14 protein-coding genes are annotated in these 15692 nt (G+C 68.0%); 3 read left to right on the forward strand and 11 right to left on the reverse strand.

Translation table 11 applies throughout. The features are described 5' to 3' along the window. Nucleotides 1-4: 4 nt before the first annotated feature. The 11 genes from F816_RS0102860 to def form a co-directional block, all read right to left on the reverse strand. A complete protein-coding gene (locus tag F816_RS0102860; protein WP_019593458.1) occupies nucleotides 5-832 on the reverse strand; it encodes a DNA-formamidopyrimidine glycosylase family protein in 828 nt (275 codons plus the stop codon). Nucleotides 833-842: 10 nt separating this feature from the next. Beyond that, the gene (locus F816_RS0102865; protein WP_019593459.1) at nucleotides 843-1820 is read right to left on the reverse strand and encodes a lysophospholipid acyltransferase family protein; all 978 of its coding nucleotides are present in this window, start codon (nucleotides 1818-1820) and stop codon (nucleotides 843-845) included. Further along, the gene (locus F816_RS0102870) at nucleotides 1817-2176 is read right to left on the reverse strand and encodes a tetratricopeptide repeat protein (RefSeq protein WP_019593460.1); all 360 of its coding nucleotides are present in this window, start codon (nucleotides 2174-2176) and stop codon (nucleotides 1817-1819) included. Before F816_RS0102870 ends, F816_RS0102865 begins: the two co-directional genes overlap by 4 nt. Nucleotides 2177-2216: 40 nt before the next feature. Further along, entirely contained in the window at nucleotides 2217-3671 is a 1455-nt protein-coding gene (locus F816_RS0102875) for a TrkH family potassium uptake protein (protein ID WP_019593461.1), read from the reverse strand. 282 nt (nucleotides 3672-3953) lie between these two features. Further along, entirely contained in the window at nucleotides 3954-5333 is a 1380-nt protein-coding gene (gene trkA / locus F816_RS0102880) for a Trk system potassium transporter TrkA (protein ID WP_018144642.1), read from the reverse strand. Nucleotides 5334-5356: 23 nt separating this feature from the next. Then, nucleotides 5357-6736 carry a sigma-54 dependent transcriptional regulator gene (locus F816_RS0102885; protein ID WP_019593462.1) on the reverse strand — a complete coding sequence of 460 codons (1380 nt, stop codon included), beginning with the start codon at nucleotides 6734-6736 and terminating at the stop codon, nucleotides 5357-5359. Further along, nucleotides 6733-8937 (reverse strand): ATP-binding protein, encoded by a 2205-nt coding sequence (locus F816_RS0102890; RefSeq protein ID WP_019593463.1) that lies wholly within the window; start codon nucleotides 8935-8937, stop codon nucleotides 6733-6735. The genes F816_RS0102885 and F816_RS0102890 overlap by 4 nt, the downstream gene beginning before the upstream one ends. 280 nt (nucleotides 8938-9217) lie before the next feature. Continuing rightward, a complete protein-coding gene (locus F816_RS0102895; protein ID WP_019593464.1) occupies nucleotides 9218-9796 on the reverse strand; it encodes a DUF4390 domain-containing protein in 579 nt (192 codons plus the stop codon). Further along, nucleotides 9796-11154 (reverse strand): 16S rRNA (cytosine(967)-C(5))-methyltransferase RsmB, encoded by a 1359-nt coding sequence (gene rsmB / locus F816_RS0102900; RefSeq protein WP_019593465.1) that lies wholly within the window; start codon nucleotides 11152-11154, stop codon nucleotides 9796-9798. The genes F816_RS0102895 and rsmB overlap by 1 nt, the downstream gene beginning before the upstream one ends. Further along, the gene (fmt, locus tag F816_RS0102905) at nucleotides 11154-12119 is read right to left on the reverse strand and encodes a methionyl-tRNA formyltransferase (RefSeq protein ID WP_019593466.1); all 966 of its coding nucleotides are present in this window, start codon (nucleotides 12117-12119) and stop codon (nucleotides 11154-11156) included. Before fmt ends, rsmB begins: the two co-directional genes overlap by 1 nt. Beyond that, nucleotides 12119-12652: a peptide deformylase gene (def, locus tag F816_RS0102910; RefSeq protein WP_019593467.1), complete on the reverse strand. Its 534-nt coding sequence runs from the start codon at nucleotides 12650-12652 to the stop codon at nucleotides 12119-12121. The genes fmt and def overlap by 1 nt, the downstream gene beginning before the upstream one ends. 142 nt (nucleotides 12653-12794) lie before the next feature. On the opposite strand from def, the gene F816_RS0102915 reads away from it, so the two are divergent. The 3 genes from F816_RS0102915 to F816_RS0102925 are packed head-to-tail and all read left to right on the forward strand — an operon-like array spanning nucleotide 12795 to nucleotide 15598. Next, entirely contained in the window at nucleotides 12795-13955 is a 1161-nt protein-coding gene (locus F816_RS0102915) for a LysM peptidoglycan-binding domain-containing protein (RefSeq protein ID WP_019593468.1), read from the forward strand. 21 nt (nucleotides 13956-13976) lie between these two features. Beyond that, complete coding sequence (gene dprA / locus F816_RS0102920; RefSeq protein ID WP_019593469.1) at nucleotides 13977-15116, forward strand: DNA-processing protein DprA; 1140 nt, start codon at nucleotides 13977-13979, stop codon at nucleotides 15114-15116. After that, nucleotides 15113-15598 carry a DUF494 family protein gene (locus tag F816_RS0102925; protein WP_018144651.1) on the forward strand — a complete coding sequence of 162 codons (486 nt, stop codon included), beginning with the start codon at nucleotides 15113-15115 and terminating at the stop codon, nucleotides 15596-15598. The genes dprA and F816_RS0102925 overlap by 4 nt, the downstream gene beginning before the upstream one ends. Nucleotides 15599-15692: the final 94 nt, after the last annotated feature.

The raw sequence follows: 15692 nt of genomic DNA on the forward strand, positions 1-15692 counted from the left end.
GCGTTCAGGCGGCGGGTTCCCTCGGCTGGCAGACAGGGCACCAGTACGTCGAGCGGCCGTGTTCGCCCAGCAGGGCATATTCGACCGGTGCGCCGCACTGCCGGCAGGGCTCGCCACGGCGGCCATAGACGTTCAGGAACGCTCCCTCCTCCGCGCGCTCGCGGGTGATGCGCGGACCCGGCTTCAAGTTGCGCCGCAGCAACCGCTCGGCATCGCGGTACAGCCCCGCCAGCACCCGCTGCGACACCTGCCCGAGAGGCCACAGCGGGTGACAGCCTTGCAGGAACAGCACCTCTGACTTGTAGATGTTCCCGATGCCCGCCGCCAGCGACTGATCCAGCAGCACATCCAGGATCGGGCGCGCCGGGTCCGCGACGGTCCGCACCCGCATGACCACGGCATCCAGGTCGATCGCCGGGTCCAGAAGATCAGGGCCGACACGGGCATCCAGACGCGGGACATCCGCCGCCCCCGCCGTGCGCGGGCGCCACTGCAGCTCGCGAGGATGAAAGCAGACCAGTACCCGCTCCGGGAGGCTGAGGACGGCCCAGGCACTGGAGGCCGGCTTGTGCCAGGCGACACCCGGGGCGTACTGGTGCCAGGTCCCGTACATGCCCAGGTGGGTGCGCAATTGCCACGGCCGGCCATCCGCAGCGGCAAGATCCAGCAACAAGTGCTTGCCCCGGGCCTGCACGCTTCCGGCGGTCATCGCGCCATGCTCGAGCAACGGATCGCCGCGCCGGGTGCGGGTCGCTACCGCAGTCAGCGTTGCGCCCTCCAGTACCGGCCGCAACGCGGCGGCCAGCTTGTGGATCGTGTCGCCCTCGGGCATGAGGGCGGGATCAGCGCTTGCGCGCGGGGTACAGGCGCGACTCGCCCTCGGGGCGGGTGCGGAACAGGCGCATGGACCACAGGTACTGCGCCGGGGCTTGCTCGATGCCTCGCTCAATGGCGGCGTTCATCTGCCGCGCATCGACGGCATCATCGCCCGAGGGATAGTCTTCCAGGGGCGGCCACAGGCGCATCACGTACTGGTCCGCCGCCGCGTCATACCAGGCGAAGCTGGGCAGGACCGCCGCCTTCGACATGCGCGCCAGACGCGCCAGCGCGGTCAGCGTGGCCTTCTGCACACCGAAGAAATCCACGAATACCGCGCCCTCGGCGCCCAGGTCCTCGTCCGGCAGGTAATAGAAGAAGCGACCGCGCTTGAGCTGGCGAATGGCCGGGCGCAGGCCCTGGTCGCGGGCGAAGATATCGCCGGAATAGCGCGTGCGGCTGCGGTGGTTGATCCACTCCAGCACCGGGTTCTTCATCGGCTTGGCGAAGGACACGCCGTCGAACATCTGACTCATGCGCACGCCGCCGTAATCCAGCGCCAGGGAATGCGGCGCCAGGATGATCACTGGCGTCCCGCCGGAGCGCAGGCGCTCGTAGTGCTCCAGACCCTCGATGCGAATGCGGGCGGCGTGCTGGCCGGGCTTGCCGAACCACAGCAACCCGTAGTCCAGCGCCGTCTGCGCCTGGTAGCGGTAATAGGCCTCCAGGCGCTGGGCGCGCTCCGCGGCGCTCATCGCCGGGAAGCACAGCTCCAGGTTGCGCTCGACCACCGTCCGACTGCGCCCGGCCAGCCGGCGAATCAGCCGGCCCAGCCCGCCGGCGAGACCGCGCACGGCCGGGCGCGGCAACTCCTGCAGCACCCAGGCCAGGCCCAGCAACAGCCAGCTGCCCCAGTAACGCGGGGCGAAGTGCGCGGCGGTCAGCGGGGCCTGGTAGGCACCAGCGTCCTCGCGCCGCCCGGTTTCGTCGTCGACAGCGCTCATGCGCCCCCGGTACCGTCGGCGGGCCCGTCCGTGGCGGCCTGCTGCTTGCGGGCGCGCTTGGCGTAGACCTCCATCTCCTTCGCGGCCTGCAGATCACCCTTCTCGGTGGCCACGCGGATACCGCGCTCGCAGGTGGACAGGGCCGACTCGGGGCGCTCCAGCTCCACCAGCGTCTTCGCCAGCAGCTTCCAGGCCGCGGAATAGCCGCCGTCCAGATCCAGCGCCCGCTGCAGATGTGGCACTGCGGCCTCCAGTTGGCCATCGGTCGCCAGGGCATTGCCCAGCGAGAAACGCAGCATGGCGGAATCCTGGCCGCCGTCGAGCATATTCTGGAAGCGTTCGATCATGTCGTTCATGGGGCACCTCCCTCGGCGCACGCCGATCCGTACAGTCAGGCTAACGCCGCCAGAAGGCGGGCGACAGAAGCACCAGCACGGTAAAGATTTCCAGGCGCCCCATCAGCATCGCAACCACCAGGACCCACTTGCTGAAGTCGTTGATGGAGGCATAGTTCGCACCCACCTCGCCCAGACCGGGACCCAGGTTGTTCAGCGAAGCGGCCACTGCCGAGAACGAGGTGACCTGATCCAGACCGGTCACCATCAGCAACAGCATCATCACAACGAACACCATTACGTAGGCCGCCAGGAAGCCCCACACCGCCTGCACGACACGATCCGGGGCCTCCTTCCCGTTCACCTTCACGGTGATCCGCGCGTGCGGGTGGATCAGGCGCTTGATCTCGCGCAGGCCCTGTTTCACCAGCAGCAGCACACGCACCACCTTCATGCCGCCGCCGGTAGAACCGGTACAGGCCCCGATGAACGACAGGAAGATCAGCAGCACTGGCAGAAAGCCTGGCCACAGGTAGAAGCTGTCGGTGGTATAGCCCGTCGTGGTCGCAATGGACACCACGTGGAAGATGCCCTTGCGCAGGGCCTCCGCAGGGTCACCGACGAAGCCGGTCCAGAGCATGAAGGTCACCACGATCACGCTGGCCACGGCCAGCAGGAGCAGGTAGGTCCGCAGTTCCTCGTCGTGACGATAGGGGGCAACGGTGGCGCGATGGATCACCAGGAAGTGCAGGGCGAAGTTCATCCCCGCGATGATCATGAAGACGATGGCAACGCTCTCGATCAGGGCACTGTCGAAGTGGCCGATGCTGGCGTCATAGGTCGAGAAGCCGCCGATCGCGATGGTCGAGAAGGCATGTGCGACCGCATCGAAGGCATCCATGCCCGCGGCCCAGTAGGCCAGCGCGCAGGCGACGGTCAGGCCCAGGTAGATGTACCAGAGGTTGCGTGCGGTCTCGGCGATACGCGGCGTCAGCTTGTTGTCGCGGATCGGCCCCGGGGTCTCGGCCTTGAACAGCTGCATGCCGCCCACGCCCAGGAGCGGCAGGATGGCCACCGCCAGCACGATGATCCCCATGCCGCCCATCCACTGCAGCTGCTGGCGATACCACAGCAGCGCCCGCGGCAGATCATCCAGCCCGGTCAGCACCGTGGCACCCGTCGTGGTCAGCCCGGACATCGACTCGAAGGCGGCATCGGTCAAGGACACATGCAGGTTCGGATCGAGGTACAGCGGTGTGGCCCCGGCGATCCCCAGTCCCAGCCAGAACAGCACCACCAGGATGAAGCCGTCGCGCGCCTGCAGGTCCTGGCGCATGCGGTACAACGGCGCCCACAGCAGGCCGCCCATCAGCAACAGGAGGGCGAAGGCCTGCAGGAAGACATACGCGGTGGACTCCCCGTACAGAAAGCCGATGGCCGCCGGCGGCAGCATCGCCAGACTGAACAACGTCAGCAGGACACCCAGCAGCCGGGCCGTGGAGGCGAGATGGAGCATCCGCGCGCTGCGCCTAGGGAAACACTGATGAATGTACGCACTCGCGCTCGAGTCGCTTTTGCGTGCGAACAAGGCGCGGTGACTGCCGTGCAGTCATTCTGCACAAGGGAACCGCAACGCCGTGCGCGCGCAAAAGCGGCCGAGCCCCGCGGGGTTGGTAACCCAGGTTCCCCGATCCTGCGTTGCGGCCCTTGCCGGTAGAACCACTACCGGCTGCGCACCGCGCCTTGTCTCGGAAAACCTGGGATACCAACGCGAGTGTGTACATTGATCAGTGTTTCCCTAAAAGAACAGCGCCGTGGGCTGGAACAGGCGCTGCACCTGCTTCACCTTGCGCCGATCGGTCACGAACAGAATCACGTGGTCGCCGGCCTCGATGACCGTGTCGCGATGGGGGATGATGACCTCCTCGCCCCGCACCACCGCTCCGACGCGAGTGCCCTCGGGAAAGTCGATCTCGTCGATCCGGCGGCTGACCACCTGCGACGTCCGGGCATCGCCGTTGACCACGGTCTCGATCGCCTCGGCCGCACCGCGGCGCAGGGCATGCACGGTGGCGGTTCCGCCCTCGCGCACCCGCGCCAGCAGCGCACCGATGGTCGCCTGCTGTGGCGAGATCGCGACATCGATCGTCCCGCTTTGCAGCAGGTCCACGTAGCTCGGCCGATTGATCAGCGACATCACCTTGCGCACGCCCCAGCGCTTGGCCAGCATCCCGGCGAAGATGTTCGCCTGGTCGTCGTTGGTGACCGCGCAGAACACGTCGCTGTGCTCGACGTTGATGGATTCGAGGAAGCGGTCATCCGAGCTGTCCCCGTGCAGCACCAGGACATTGCTGGGTAGCGTCCGCGCCAGATGATCGGCACGCTCGGAATCGCGCTCGATCACCTTGACCCGGTAGCGCTTGCTCAGCGTCTCGGCCAGGCGCTCGCCGATGTTGCCGCCACCGGCCACCATGATCCGCTTGTAGGGCTTTTCCAGCTTGCGCAGCTCCGAGGTCACCGCGCGGATGTTCTTCTTCGCCGCGACGAAGAACACCTCGTCATCGGCCTCGATCACCGTGGAACCATCCGGCTGGATCGAGCGATCCTTGCGGAAGATCGCGGCCACCCGGGTCTGGATGCCCGGCATGTCGTTTTGCAGATTCTTCAGCTCGTGCCCGACCAGCGGGCCACCGTAGTAGGCGCGCACCCCCACCAGCGAAACTCGGCCCTCGGCGAATTCCAGCACCTGGAGCGAACCGGGGTGCTCGATCAGGCGCTGGATGTGGCTGGTCACGATGGCCTCGGGCGAGATCAGCATGTCCACCGGCATCGCGTCCTGGGCGAACAGCGCCGGGGTCTCGTGGTAGTCGCGGGCCCGCACCCGGGCGATCTTGGTCTCGATATTGAACAGCGTGGAGGCCACCTGGCAGGCGACCATGTTGGTCTCGTCCGAGTTGGTGACCGCGATCAGCATGGACGCGTCCTGCGCACCGGCTGCCTCCAGCACCGAGGGGTGCGCGGCAAAGCCGTGCACGGTCTTGATGTCGAAACGATCCTCCAGCTCCGCCAGCATCTCGGCGCGGTAATCGACCACCGTAATGTCGATCCCGTCGGCGCTCAGCGCCTCCGCCAGCGACTGACCGACCTGCCCGGCCCCGAGGATGATGATGTGCTTCATGCGTCTCCCGTCCCGGAGCGGGTTCAGCTATCGGATTTCACACGCTTGGGGTCGATCCCCAGCGCCTTGAACTTGCGGTACAGGTGCGTGCGCTCCAGCCCCACCCGTTCCGCCAGGCGCGTCATGTTGCCCTCGGAGCGCTCCAGCTGTTGCTGCAGGTATTCGCGCTCGAACTGTTCGCGCGCCTCGCGCAGCGGCAGATCGGGGATGGCGACTACCCCCTCGCCACCCTCCTCGGCGCGCTGCGGCTGCCCGCTGAGGGTACGCTCCACCTCGTCGCGGGTGATCTCGTCGCCGGAGCCCAGGATCATCAGCCGCTGCACCAGATTGCGCAGTTCGCGCACGTTGCCCGGCCAGTGGTACTGCTGCAGCCGTTCCAGGGCCGGACGCTGGAAGGCGCGCGGCGGCAGCCCCTCCTGCTGGTGCAGGTGGCGCATATGACACTCCAGCAGTTCCGGGATGTCTTCGGGGTGCTCGCGCAGGGGCGGGATGGTCAGTGGCAGGACATTCAACCGGTAGTACAGGTCCTCGCGGAAGTGGCCCTGCTTGACCGCCTCGGCCAGGTCGTACTGGCTCCCTGCGATCACGCGCACGTTCACGCTGATCGGCTGGTTGCCGCCAATGCGGGTGATGCGCTGAGTATCCAGCGCATGCAGCAACCGCCCCTGGGTCTGCAGATCCATCTCCGCGACCTCGTCCAGGAACAGCACGCCACCCGCCGCCTGCTCCAGCAGCCCATAGCGCACATGTTCTCCCTGCTCGCTGCCGAACAGCTCGGCGATCGCCTCCTCGCCCGAGAGCGACCCCACCGAGACCACGATGAACGGGCTCTCGCGGCGCGCGCTGCGCGCATGCAGCAGCCGCGCGAAGGTCTGCTTGCCAACGCCTGGCTCGCCGGTGATCAGCACCCAGGTATCGTGCTGCGCCATGCGCTGCACCTGGTCACGCAGGTTCACCATGGTGGCGCTGTCGCCCACCGGGTCGGCCACCGTCCCCGCATGGCGCTTCAGGCCCACGTTCTCGCGCTGCAGGCGTGCGGCCTCCAGGGCATTGTTCAGGGTAATCAGCAGCTTGTCGATGGACAACGGCTTCTCGATGAAGTCGTAGGCGCCCAGGCGCGTGGCATCGACTGCGGTCTCGACGTTGCCGTGACCGGAGATCATCACCACCGGGCAGGGCAGCCCCTCGTCATCGCCCCACTCCTTGAGCAGGGAGATCCCGTCACCGTCCGGCATCCAGACATCCAGCAGGATCAGGTCCGGGCGGCGACTGCGACGCTGCGCCTTGGCCTCGGCCACGGAGCCGGCGAGTGCTACCTGATAGCCCTCGTCCTCCAGCACATCCTGCAGCAGCATGCGGATGTCCGGCTCGTCGTCGACTACGAGTATGTAGGCTTCGCTCATTCGGGCTCCTCGTGAACCACCGGACCATGCTCCACCGGGATGCGGATGCGGAAGACCGCCCCGCCCGGCCCGGACTCTGCATTATGGCACTCAATCATGCCGCCATGCTCCTCCACGATCTTCTGCGCGACGGCCAGACCGAGACCGGTGCCACGCGGCTTGTCGGTGGTGTAGGGCTCGAAGATGCGCTCGAGGAACTCCGGCTTGATGCCCGGGCCGGTGTCGATCACGCGCAATTCGATATGCGGACCGGCCGAGTCGTCGAGATACGCCGTGGCGACATGCACCTCCATGTCCTCGTGGCCCTCGCCCGCCTCCAGGGCGTTCTTGATCAGGTTGTGCAGCAACTGGCGCAGACGCCCGGCGTCGCCATGGATTCGCGGCAGGGACGCATCCAGCGTGACATCGACGCGCGAGCGCCCGTCCTGGTCCAGGTACAACTCGCAGACGTCCCGGATCAGCTGGTTCAGATCCACCGACGCGCGCTCCAGCTGCGGGGCCTGGGCATAGTCGCGGAAGGCGTTGACCAGGGTCTTCATCGCCTCCACCTGCTGCACGATGGTCCCGGTTGCCCGGTCCAGCACCTCGCGATCCGCCCCCTCCAGCACCTTGCCCAGACGCCGCGACAGGCGCTCGGCGGACAGCTGGATCGGGGTCAGCGGGTTCTTGATCTCGTGCGCCAGGCGGCGCGCCACCTCGCCCCAGGCGGCGTCACGCTGGGCCTTCAGGAACTCGGTCATGTCGTCGAACACGATCGCGTGCAGACCACGGCTGGACCCCGAGGTCGGCAGCCACACGGCGCGGGTCATCAGTACCTTGCGCCCGCTACGGGTGAACACCACCACCTGGCGCGACCATTCTTCTTCCTGGCGCACCAGGGCATCGCTGATCGCCTCGAAAAACTGCGCCACCAGCGGGCACTCGGCGCCCACCTCCGACATCACCCGGGTGCGCGCCCGCTGCAGGTCGCACTCCAGGATCTCGCTGGCCGCGGCGTTCGCGGTACGCAGGCGCAGGCTGCCATCCAGCGCCAGCACGCCGGAACGCAAGTGTTGCAGCACGCTCTCCAGGTAGGCGCGCTCGGCGTCCAGCAGGCGGCGGTTGCGTTCCGCCTCGTCGCGCGCCTCGTTCAGGGTGCGCGTCATGGTATTGAACGACTGCACCAGGAAACCCAGCTCGTCGGCGCGCTGCACCGCCAGGCGGGTGCTGTAGTCGCCCTGGGCGACCATGCGTGTGCCCTGCACCAGGTCGGAGATCGGGCGCACCATGCGCCGCGCCACCAGCAGCCCGGCCCAGAGCGCGGCCATCAGCGAGATCGCCAGCGCCAGTGACAGGGTGAACACAAAGCCCTGGATCATCGGCCCGCGCAGATAGGCGAACTCGCGATAGTCGGCGAAGGCGTCCTGCACCCGCAGCGACAACGCGCTCATGCGCGGGTCCACGGGGTAGATGCCCTGCAGGATACGGTTCTCCGAGCCCGGGCGGCGGCTGCTAGTGGTCGCCACCACGCGGATGATCAGCGAGCCGTCGGGCTGCGGCTCCAGCCGCGAATACGGCTGTTCCGGGCGCACCCGCATCAGGATGTCGGACCCGGGCGGGGTCGGCAGACGACGGATCGGACTGTCGGTGCTGGAGGCGATGATGCGGTTGTTGGAGCCGACCAGGGTCAGTTCCTGCGCCCCGACCTGGCGGCGATAGTCGTTTAGGGCCAGCGGCACCAGCCCCTCCGAGACCCCCTCGAGATCGCCCATCAGTTCCTGGGTCTCGTTCGCCAGCTGGCGCACCCGCAGATCCAGCGACGAGCGCGACAGCTCCAGCGCATCCTCCAGCGCCGATTCCACGCGCACGTCGAACCACGAATCCACGCCCTCGTTCAGGAACTTGAAGGAGAAGTAATAGACAACCGACACCGGCAACACCGCCACCAGCATAAACACCGCCACCAGGCGCAGCGTCAGCCGGCTGCCGGGGACCCCGCGGCGATACTGGATCGCCATGCGCGCGACCTGATAGATGATCAGCCCGCCCAGCGCCACCAGCACGGCGACATGGAACACCAGCAGCCACAGGAACAGCTGCTCGAAGCGCGCCTGGTTCTGGGCGGCATCGCCCATCACCACCAGCGAGGTCAGCAGCAGCACGAACAGGAGCCCGATGCCGAACAGCCCCCACGGGAAGCCCCTTAGGGAAACGCTGATCAACGTACACCCTCGCGTTGGTAACCCAGGTTTTCCGAAACAAGGCGCGGTCCGCAGCCGGTAGCCATTCTACCGGCAAGGGCCGCAACGCCGGATCGGGGAACCTGGGTTACCAACCCCACGAACCATTGAAAGCAGGGGCTCGGCCGCCCGTTGTGATCAAAAACGGGCCTGCGCACGGCGTTGCGGTTCCCTTGTGCAGAATGACTGCACGGCAGTCGCCGCGCCTTGTTCGCACGCAAAAGCGACGAAGCAGCGAGCGTGTACGTTGACCAGCGTTTCCCTAATCCAGTGACCATCGCCGCCACTCCTGTCGCGTCGTCAGATCACCGCGCAGCCCGGCATCCAGCTGCAGGGGCAGCGGCAGCGCCGAGTACACCAGCATCAGGCGCGCCGCCAGGTCGAACTCCCCGGGATTCGCGCGCGCCGACTCGGGAATCCCATCCAGGCGCAGCCGACCCAGCCGCCGGGCGACCTGGTCCAGGGCATCCCCCAGGGTCGGTTTCAGGTCCATGCGCTCGTCGGTCACCGCGGTTACCAGGTAGTGCCGGTTCAGCGCAAAGTATTGCAGCTGGACCCGGCGTGTCTCGCTCGCCAGGGTATTGCGCCCTACCCGACGGCCGCGCTCCAGACGGGTTTCCGCCTCGAACTCCAGGGTCACGCCGTTGGCCAGCGCAGCCTCCAGCACGGCGGGCAGACGCATGTCGATATCCAGACGCACCAGCACCGTGGTGTCGTCCAGCCATAGATGATTGGCACCACGGATCTCCACCGCCGCGGCCGGCGCAGGCAGCGCCATCAGAGCAAACAGGCAGCACAGCGCCGCGAGGGGCCCGCGCCACGGGGAAGCGCCGCTCGGCATCAGGGGGCCTGCTTCTCCAGGAGCGCATAGTAGAAGCCATCACCGCCCTCGAGCCCCAGCGGCAGCGACACGCCGACCTCGCGCGGCCGGCCTCCGGGGATACCCGCATCGCCGTTCACGGGAAGCACCCGCGCATCCGCGGTCGCGGCCACGAACGGGGCCACAACGGCCTCGTTTTCCGGCGACAACAACGAGCAGGTGGCATACAGCAGCCGCCCGCCCGGGCGCAGCAGGCGCCAGGCGCCGGCCAGCAGGCGGGCCTGCTCCGCGGCCAGACGCGGGATGTCCTCGGCTCGGCGCAGGGTCTTGATATCCGGATGCCGCCGGATCACCCCGGTAGCGGAACAGGGCACGTCCAGCAGGATGGCGTCGAAGGCCTGGCCGTCCCACCAGTCGTCGGCGGCCTCCAGGTCGGCGGCGACCAGGTGCGCGTCGAAGCCCAGCCGGTCGAGGTTCTCGCGCACCTGCTCCAGGCGTTCCGGGTCATTGTCCAGCGCGGTGAGGTCCAGTTGGCCGCCGGCGCGCTCCAGCAGGTGCCCGGTCTTGCCGCCCGGGGCCGCACAGGCATCCAGAACGCGCTCCCCCGGCTGCGGATCCAGCAGGTGCCCGGCCCATTGCGCCGATGCGTCCTGGACCGAAAGCGCCCCGTCGGAAAATCCCGGCAAGGCAGCAACGTCGACCGGGTTCTCCAGGGTCACCGCACTGGCGAGGGTGGGGTGCGGCTGGGCCGGCGTCCCCGCAGCGGCCAGGGCCTCCAGGGCCACCTCGCGGCTGTCGCGGTGCAGGTTCACCCGCAGGGTCATCGGCGCCGGCAGCGTCGAGGCCTCCAGCAACGCCTCCCAGTCCTCGGGCCAGGCGTCGCGAATCGCCTCCAGCAACCAGTCCGGGACCGCATAGCGCAGGCCCGGCTCCGCCTCGATCCGGGCGGCCAGCGCATCCTGCTCGCGCAGGGCACGGCGCAGCACCGCGTTGATCAGCCCCACCGCACCAGGACGATGGATCTCGCGCGCCAGCTCGGCCGTCTCGCGCACGGCCGCATGGTCCCGCGTACCGAAATGCAGCACCTCGGCCAGGCCCTGCGCCAACAGCACGCCGATCACGGCATCCTTCTTGCGCAGCGGCCGCTCGAGAAACCCGCCGACCAGGCCCTCCAGCTGCGGATACCAGCGCAGGGTGGTGTAGGCCAGGGCCTGCACCCAGGCGGCATCGCGCGGCGCGAGCCCCTCGGTCACCAGCTCCACCGCCCGGGTCAGCGACTGCCCCTGCAGCACCACGCGTTCGACCGCCTCCAGCGCACGCTGACGCGGCGAACGCGAATCCACCCGCGAGGGCACCACACGCTTTTGCTTGCCCGCCATCAAACCACCCCCGTCAGGGTCTGGCCGACCAGATCGGCATTACGAGCCCAGTCGGCCGCCGCGACCGGGCGACGTCCCGGCAGTTGCACCGTTTGCAGCCGCAGAATGCCATCCCCGGTGGCCGCGTCCACGCCTTCCGCGCCGGCCTCCAGAATGGTGCCCGGCGCCGCATCAGCGGCACCGGCAATGGGGCTCGCGGCATACACCCGCACCACCTGACCCTGCCAGCCAGTCTGGGCGACCGGCCAGGGATTGAACGCACGCACCTGGCGATCCAGGGCCGTGGCCGGCTGCGACCAGTCCATCCAGGCCTCCTGTTTCTCCAGCTTGCGGGCATAGGTGGCCTGCGCATCATCCTGCGGCAAGGGGGCGGACTCGCCCGCGGCAATCGCCGGGAGCTGCTCGACCAGCAGTTCGGCGCCTTCACGGGCGAGAACGTCGTGCAGGCTCCCAGTGGTGTTCTCCGGTGTAATCGTCACACCCCGGCAGGCATGCACCGGGCCGGTATCCAGCCCCGGGGCCATCTGCATGAGGCAGACCCCGGTCTCGGCATCCCCCGCGAGGATGGCGCGATGGATCGGCGCCGCACCGCGCCAGCGCGGCAGCAACGAGGCATGGATATTGAGACCGCCCAGCGGCGGGATCGCGAGCACCGCGCGCGGCAGGATCAGCCCGTAGGCCGCCACGATCAGGATATCCGGGCGCCAGGCCGCGAGCGCCGCCTGGGCCTCAGCGGATTTGAGGCTCTCCGGCTGCACCACCGGCAGGCCCGCGGCCTCGGCGACCTGCTTGACCGGGCCGGGGCGCAACTTCCGCCCGCGCCCCGCCGGGCGGTCCGGCTGGGTGTAGACCGCGACCGGCGCATGCCCGCTCTCGATCAGGGCCTGCAGCGCCGGGACCGCAAATTCGGGTGTCCCGGCATAGACGATGCGCAGGGAGTCGACGTCCGTGTCCGCCACCCCCATCAGACCGCGGGGACCGCGGCCTTGTCACCCGCCCCGCTGCGGACGCCCTGCTTCTCCAGCTTCTTGCGGATGCGGCTGCGCTTCAGGCTGGACAGATAATCGACGAACAGCTTGCCGTCGAGGTGGTCGATCTCGTGCTGGATGCACACCGCGAGCAGGCCCTCGATGTCCAGCTCGAAGGGCTGGCCGTCGCGCCCCAGGGCGCGCACACGGATGCGGTCGGCGCGCTGCACCTTTTCGTAGAAACCGGGCACGGACAGGCAGCCCTCGTCCATCTCCTCCTCGCCGGAGGTTTCCAGGATCTCGGGGTTGATCAAGGCATGCGGCTCGCTCTGATCATCGGAGACATCCGCCACCAGCACACGCTTTTGCACGTTGATCTGGGTGGCCGCCAGGCCGATGCCGGGTGCGGCGTACATGGTCTCGAACATGTCGTCCACCAGGGTACGGATCTCGTCATCCACCCCGGCGACCGTCTCGGCCTTCAGGCGCAGCCGGGGATCGGGGAAGTGCAGGATTTCACGCTTGGCCATGAAAAAACCTCAAACTTTGTACTGTACAGACGTCGCAATTCTGCTAACGTTGGACCGCAATATCCGCGGAGTTGCGTCATCCGGATGGGGCCGGGCCACAGGAAGGCTCGGGGAGCGCGCGGACCTGACAGGGGACACCAAAATGTACAAGACCAGGGCCACCACGACCTTCGTTCTGCCGGGCATTCTCTTCAGTGTAACGCTGTTGTTGAGCGCCTGCGCGGCCACGCCAGAGAATGGCAGCGCCGAAACGGCCGCATCCGGCACCAGCGAAACGCAAGCTGCCGCCCGCGAGTCGCGCAACGCACTGGAACAACGCAGCTCCGCCGAGGCCGAGCCGGAGATCCGCGAATCCGCACCGGAGCGCTACGTCGTCAAGAAGGGCGACACGCTCTGGGATATCTCCGCAATGTTCCTGCAGGACCCCTGGTATTGGCCGGAGATCTGGCTGGTCAACCCCGAGATCGAGAACCCCCACCTGATCTATCCGGGTGACGTGCTGAGCATTCATTACGTGGATGGCCAGCCGCGAATCATGGTCGACGGCGGCCCGCGCGTACGCCCGACCCATCGCCTGTCACCCGAGGCCCGGGTGGTGGAGCGCGACGAGGACATCTCCCCCATCTCCACCCTGCAGTCGTTCATGTTCCGGCCGCAGGTGCTGGACGAAGAGACCCTGGAGAACGCGCCGTACGTCCTCGCCTCGCAGGACGAGCGCGTGATCTTCGGCCCGGGCGATCGCGTCTACGTGCGCAACGCCGAAGACACCGAACAGTACGAGCTCTACCACATCGTGCGTCACGACGGCATGCTGATCGACCCGGATACCGGCGAGGAGCTGGGCGTCGCGACCCTGCCGGTGGGCGAGGCGGAGATCATCGAGCCGGGCAACGTCGCCCGCGCCGATATCCGCAAGGGCGAACGCGAGGCCATCCGTGGCGATCGCCTGGTACCGTACGCCGAAGAGCAGGACCGGCTGTTCGACATTGGCCGCGCGCCGGCCGGCGCCGAGGGCACGATCATCTCGCTGTTCGACGCCATCAGCCAGATCGGCCAGCTCCAGGCCGCCATCATCAACCGCGGCGAGCGCGACGGCATCGAGAACGGTCAGGTCTTTGCGGCCTTCAGCGCCGGACGCGAGGTACGCGACCCGATCAGTGATCGCGCCAACGACGTGGTCACCCTGCCGGAAGAAGAAGTCGGCACCGTGATGGTCTTCCAGACCTTCGAGAAGGTCTCCTACGTGCTGGTAACCGAGGCCGAACGCACCCTGCGCGAGGGTGACAAGGTTCGCGCCCCCTGACCGGACTTGCGGGCCGGCTGCATGCGTGATGCCGGAACGGCGGCCGCTCCGCACCAGGACTGGCTACGCCTGATCAATACCCCCGGCCTCGGCCCGCGGCGCCTGCTGCAACTGGTCGAGGCCTTCGGCACTCCGGGCAACGCCCTCGACGCCCCCGCCGCCGAATGGCAGCGCGCAGGCATCGACCTCAAACTGGACGATGCCGCGCGCCAGGCCCGCGACAAAGGGGCCGAAGCCGACCGGGCCTGGCTGGATGCCGATCCCCGGCATCACCTCCTGTGCCTCGACGACCCCGCCTATCCGCCCCTGCTGGCCGAGCTCCCCGACCCACCGCCGGTGCTGTACCTGAACGGCAACCCGGAACTGCTGCGCGCCCCGCAAGTGGGGATCGTCGGTAGCCGCGAGGCGACCCCGCAGGGCGAGCGCCTGGCCAGCGAATTCGCGCGCGAGCTGGCCACGGCCGGGCTCACGGTCACCAGCGGCCTGGCGCGCGGCATCGACGGCGCGGCCCACGAGGGCGCCCTGGCCGCACCCGGCGGGCGCACCATCGCGGTGGTCGCCACCGGGCCCGACCGCATCTACCCCGCCCAGCATCGCCGGCTTGCCCATCGCATCGCGGACCATGGCCTGGTCGTCTCGTTATGGCCCACCGACACGCGGCCGCTGGCGCGGAACTTCCCGCAGCGCAACCGGGTAATCAGCGGGCTTTCGCTGGCCACCCTGGTCGTCGAGGCGGCCCTGAAGAGCGGTTCGCTGATCACCGCGCGGCTGGCCGCCGAACAGGGGCGCCAGGTCTATGCGGTCCCCGGCTCGGTACTCAGCCCCGCCAGCCGCGGCTGCCACCAACTGATCCGCGACGGCGCCCAGCTGGTGGAGTCGGCCGACGAGATCCTCGACGATCTCGCGGACTGGCTGGGCGTGGCGCCCAACGCCCCGGTTGTCCCAGCCGAGTCCGCCAGCGAACCGCTGGACCCGGAGCAGGAACGCGTGCTGAACGCGATGGGTTTCGACCCGGTCCCACTGGAAACCCTGCGCGAACGCACCAAATTGACCATCGAACAGCTTTCATCCATGCTGGTTTTGCTTGAACTCCATGGCCGCGTGGCCGCCCTCGACCACGGGCGCTACCAGCGCCTCGACGCAGGATCCCCCGAATCATGAACGAGAACGTGCTGGATGTGCTCATGTATCTCTTTGAGCACACCATCGACGAGGAATCCGACGAGGAGCCGGACCGCTCGGAACTGGAGCGCCACCTGGTGGAGGCCGGTTTCGCCCGGCGCGAGATCGATCGCGCCCTCGGCTGGCTGGACCGCCTGATGAGCGAGGCCCCGTTGGCAGGCCGCGGCGGGGACGGTGCCGCCCAGCGGATCTACGCCCCCGAGGAGCGCAAGCGCCTGGACACCGAGTCTCACGGCTTCCTGCTGCACCTGGAGCAGAACGGCCTGCTGACGGCCGGCACCCGCGAGCTGGTGCTGGATCGCGTCATGGAGCTGGATGCCGAGGAGATCGACCTCGACCAGCTGCGCTGGGTGGTGTTGATGGTGCTGTTCAACCAGCCCGACGACGCGATCGCCTATTCCCGCCTGGAAGAGGTCATGCGCGACGATTCGGGCCCCAGTGCCGTGGATTATCTGCACTGATTGCCCCGTCTTCCGGTGGACACACGGTAGCCACGGGCGTTTTCCTCATCTAGTCTTTAGCGCCCGTGAACCCGGTTGCATGCTTGCAACCGCC

Source organism: Thioalkalivibrio sp. ALM2T, from assembly GCF_000381505.1.
In the GTDB taxonomy this organism is placed as follows: domain Bacteria; phylum Pseudomonadota; class Gammaproteobacteria; order Ectothiorhodospirales; family Ectothiorhodospiraceae; genus Thioalkalivibrio; species Thioalkalivibrio versutus.

Bases quoted from the DNA above. Each gene is read 5' to 3' on its own strand.
- F816_RS0102860 (WP_019593458.1), bottom strand. From the start codon at position 832: ATGCCCGAGGGCGACACGATCCACAAGCTGGCCGCCGCGTTGCGGCCG.
- F816_RS0102865 (WP_019593459.1), bottom strand. From the start codon at position 1,820: ATGAGCGCTGTCGACGACGAAACCGGGCGGCGCGAGGACGCTGGTGCC.
- F816_RS0102870 (WP_019593460.1), bottom strand. From the start codon at position 2,176: ATGAACGACATGATCGAACGCTTCCAGAATATGCTCGACGGCGGCCAG.
- F816_RS0102875 (WP_019593461.1), bottom strand. From the start codon at position 3,671: ATGCTCCATCTCGCCTCCACGGCCCGGCTGCTGGGTGTCCTGCTGACG.
- trkA (WP_018144642.1), bottom strand. From the start codon at position 5,333: ATGAAGCACATCATCATCCTCGGGGCCGGGCAGGTCGGTCAGTCGCTG.
- F816_RS0102885 (WP_019593462.1), bottom strand. From the start codon at position 6,736: ATGAGCGAAGCCTACATACTCGTAGTCGACGACGAGCCGGACATCCGC.
- F816_RS0102895 (WP_019593464.1), bottom strand. From the start codon at position 9,796: ATGCCGAGCGGCGCTTCCCCGTGGCGCGGGCCCCTCGCGGCGCTGTGC.
- rsmB (WP_019593465.1), bottom strand. From the start codon at position 11,154: ATGGCGGGCAAGCAAAAGCGTGTGGTGCCCTCGCGGGTGGATTCGCGT.
- fmt (WP_019593466.1), bottom strand. From the start codon at position 12,119: ATGGGGGTGGCGGACACGGACGTCGACTCCCTGCGCATCGTCTATGCC.
- def (WP_019593467.1), bottom strand. From the start codon at position 12,652: ATGGCCAAGCGTGAAATCCTGCACTTCCCCGATCCCCGGCTGCGCCTG.
- F816_RS0102915 (WP_019593468.1), top strand. From the start codon at position 12,795: ATGTACAAGACCAGGGCCACCACGACCTTCGTTCTGCCGGGCATTCTC.
- dprA (WP_019593469.1), top strand. From the start codon at position 13,977: ATGCGTGATGCCGGAACGGCGGCCGCTCCGCACCAGGACTGGCTACGC.
- F816_RS0102925 (WP_018144651.1), top strand. From the start codon at position 15,113: ATGAACGAGAACGTGCTGGATGTGCTCATGTATCTCTTTGAGCACACC.